This window comes from Erysipelothrix aquatica, from assembly GCF_009828775.2.
In the GTDB taxonomy this organism is placed as follows: domain Bacteria; phylum Bacillota_I; class Bacilli_A; order Erysipelotrichales; family Erysipelotrichaceae; genus Erysipelothrix; species Erysipelothrix aquatica.
Window position 1 is genome coordinate 1 of record NZ_WTSY02000067.1, and the last position, 2740, is coordinate 2740.

The 2740-nt window shown below is 32.2% G+C and carries 1 protein-coding gene; it reads left to right on the plus strand.

Going from position 1 to position 2740, the window contains the following annotated elements; all coding sequences use genetic code 11:
- Nucleotides 1–309 precede the first annotated feature (309 nt).
- Entirely contained in the window at nt 310–2367 is a 2058-nt protein-coding gene (locus tag GVV20_RS10345; protein WP_159741366.1) for a hypothetical protein, read from the plus strand.
- The last annotated feature ends 373 nt before the right edge of the window (nt 2368–2740 follow it).

Consider the following 2740-nt stretch of genomic DNA (forward strand, 5'->3'; position numbering starts at 1 on the left):
AGTTAAGATAGTTCTACATTCCATTAATTTCAGCACATCTATCTTATATTGTTCATACAAATTGCTTTTATATTAATTGAATGATTTTAACTTAGCCACTTTTGAGTAAATTTTCAACTTCAAACAATCTCAATACTGAGTCAAACAAAAATTTACATTTCCTCTCCCTTATTTATTAAAATCTACTTAATAAGGTATGTATCTTGAAGTTAAGAATATTATTCATTGTGCGTTTTAATTTCCCAACTATTCCTTTAATTTACAAATATCAGTTAAAATGCACGAGCAAAACTTCTGGAAAGGGACTCTATGACAATACAAAAAGAGATTTATGGCATTGCTTCATATTCATTGTTTGGGAAATTATCCAATAGAATGGATATTAAAGATGTAATTACCAGTTTTATCGATTCAATCATTGCCGAAAAAATTAGTGATTTTTACTATGGGGTTTCAGATTTTGAGGTCAGAGTGTGGCTAGAAGATGAATTCATGTTTTCATTGCCACATTCTATTGTGAACCAATGTCTAAGAAAAATGGAATGCTTAGATAAAAGAGATGGAAAATACTATCTTAGAAAAGAACATGCAACAGATATGACAAGTCTCAAAAAAGAGTTAGAAACTGAAGTTGATAGCAATGACCACTTTATGAACGATGTGTATATCTATATAGAGAAGACGAGTAATAAAACCTTAAGTATGCATGATAAACAAGAGATAGCTAAAAATGTATATACTTTCATTTTGGAGCAGGGCCTAGAAAAAGAGTATGTTACAAACAAGTATGATCAATATATAAGTGCATTTATCATTGAACATGGAGCAGTTAGATATTCTGAACAAATTAGAGCAATAAAGGAAGGAGCAATTTTACTAACCGGATTGGCACACAATAACAGTGTCATACGACAGAAAAAGTGGATCGAACCTTTTAGCATATATATTGAAATGGAAGAGTTTTTTAACTTGGCTGGATACAATGGCACTATCTTTCAAGAGGTTGCAAAAGATACATTTTCCCTAATTAGTGAAATCAACAAATCACACAAAGTTATCTATTTGAAATGTTTCAATGATGTAAGTGAGAGCATAAATCAATATTTTGAAACTGCTGCAGACTTACTTGAGAAAAATCTCGCTTACACTGCTAACACAACAGCAATGAAAACAATCTTAGCTGGATGCAGAACAACTAGTGATGTTATCGATAAACAAGTTCAATTTGAGGATTTACTTGATTCTTATGACATTGAATTCGTTGATTTAAAAGATATCGTTGAAAACAAAGAGTTTAATATGAGTTCAGGTGAAAGGATAAATGACCTTAAGATTGAAGATCCAAAAATCTTAGATAAAATTACACAAATCAACATTATCAGAAAGAACCAACTGTTCTACGACTTTACTAAATCAAAATCAATAATTCTAACTGAGTGGAGTAAGTTAATTTACGCCTCAAACAACATAATTCAGATGGAGGCTGAGGGTAGACCTCTTTCACCTGACAAAAATAGAAACCATCTTACTCTTGACGAACAAAAGCCAGTACCATATCATGCTACGATGTACTATTTAAGTGCGCGCTTATGGTACGACCTAAACAAGGGATTTGGAAATAATGGACTACCTAAAAGTTTAGATGTTGTAAGTAAGGCAAGAATTATAATGGCTGATCGGCTTCAAGAAAAACTTGAGCCGGAGTTTGATAAAGCCATTCAAAAGCTAAATTCTGGGGAGTGGTCTTCTGAAAAAGCAGAAAAGGCGATTGCAATTATGAAATCGAGATCTTTCAGACCAGAAGACGTAAATGAGAATAATGTTTCAGAAATAGTCGAAGTATTAAGTGCAGATAACATTGATTTCGAGACTCAAAAACTTTTTGCGATTGAACAAGAGAATAAAAAAATGCGCGAGCGCGAAGATACTATGAGAGCGAGAGAAGATAGCCTATTAAATTCAGTTACTTCAAGTAATTTAGAGTCTGAGAAACTATCGGCAAGGCTTGGGGCCGCTGATAGCGAAATCAAGCAACAAGATAACATCTTATCGGAACTTTATAATAATGAGATTAAAAAATGTGAAGATGCCAAAGCAAAAGCGGTTCTATTATTAAGATTTCTCGTCGTATTGGTTCTTATACTTGGGTTTGTTCTGTCATATAGATATTTACCAAGTGAGGTACTAGAAATATTTAGAGATAGTATCCAAATCGCGATTATAAGTATTGGTATTTTCGGCGTATCTGGAATGCTCCTTTTAAGAGTAATCGAAAAAAGAATTGGCAAATATTTCTACAATAAGAGATATAGTCAAATAAATACAACTATTCTCGATTATATAGACGCGAGAAACGCTATCGATTAACTAAGCAATCACTACTTTTTTCAAGAAATTTCAGCATTTATTCTATCCCTATTTGGGATCGTTACTAGACCTTGCTCTATTTAGCTATTTTGACTAGTTAAAAATCATGAGTACCATACACCAAATACTTATTTATGAACTTAATCATTTGATCTTTACTCTGCAATAGCGTCAATCGACTTTGTGCTTTAATAATTCGAAAAAAGGTAGCTAAATTCTACTTATATCCAATTCAAGCATTAGACTCCTCTAGCCCATCGTTTGATAGTACGCGAGTAATTTGTTAGTGTATCTAGGTAAACAATACAGAATGGAGATGATTTGATTAATATTTCAAAAAATAAACTAACAACAGCAATTGTAATACTAATAC